The organism is Amycolatopsis sp. lyj-23, assembly GCF_046549135.1.
Classification (GTDB): Bacteria; Actinomycetota; Actinomycetes; order Mycobacteriales; family Pseudonocardiaceae; genus Amycolatopsis.
On sequence record NZ_JAJPWN010000055.1, the window covers coordinates 1 to 951 of the forward strand.

The 951-nt window shown below is 67.0% G+C and carries 1 protein-coding gene; it reads right to left on the minus strand.

What is annotated here, in order from left to right:
• Window positions 1–951 (minus strand): hypothetical protein (locus ACLJPY_RS50145; RefSeq protein ID WP_410598089.1); only part of this gene is annotated, 951 nt, incomplete at its 5' end.

Consider the following 951-nt stretch of genomic DNA (forward strand, 5'->3'; position numbering starts at 1 on the left):
TCACTGGCCCCAGGTTTCGGTGTCGGGGGTGGTCATGTCGGTGTTCCAGTACCAGTGGGTGAGGGTGCCGTTGGTGGTGCGGCCGTAGATGTTTTCCTGGGTGGGGGTGGCGAAGCCGGTGGGGTTGGTGGCGAGGTCGGTGCCCCAGGTGTCGTGGTTGGGCTGGTTGTCCTGGGGGGTCCAGTACCAGTGGCCGAGCTGGTTGCCGGGGGTGCGGGCGAACACGTGCTGCTGGTCGTTCCAGACGTAGGCGACCGGGTTGCCCTGGATGGGGTCGTTGAGGGGTTCGTCGACGACTTCTTCTTCGGGGCTCCAGTAGAAGTGCTTGAGGGTGCCGTCGCTGCCGCGGGCGAACACGTGCTGCTGTTCACCGAAGGCGTAGCCGGTGGGGTCACCGGCCAGGGTGCTGTGACCCCAGATCACGTAGGTGGGATCGGCGTCGGTGGGGGTCCAGTACCAGTGACCCAGGTGCCCGTCGGTGGTGCGGCCGAACACGTGCTGCTGATCGCCCCAGACGTAGGCGACCGGGTCACCGGCCACGGCCTGGGTCTGGGTTTCCTCCACCACCCCGGTGTCGGGGGTCCAGTACACGTGCTTGAGCCTGCCGTCGGTACCCCGGGCGAAGATGTGCTGCTGGTCCCCGAAGGCATACCCGGCCGGGTTGCCCGCGATGTCACCGGCACCCCACCGCTCGAAGTTCGGATCGGCGTCGGTGGGATACCAGTACCAGTGCCCGATCGTGTTGTCGGTCAGCCGCGCGAACACGTGCTGGGTGTCCCCGGCCACGAACGCCACCGGCTCACCCGCCAGCGTCCCCGGGTACGACTCCGACTCGATCGACTCACCCGCATTGTAGGAATGCCGCAACGACCCATCCGGACCCCGCGAAAACATGTGCTCCTGAGTCCCGTACCGATACGACGCCGACGCCGCAATCCCCTCATCACCCAG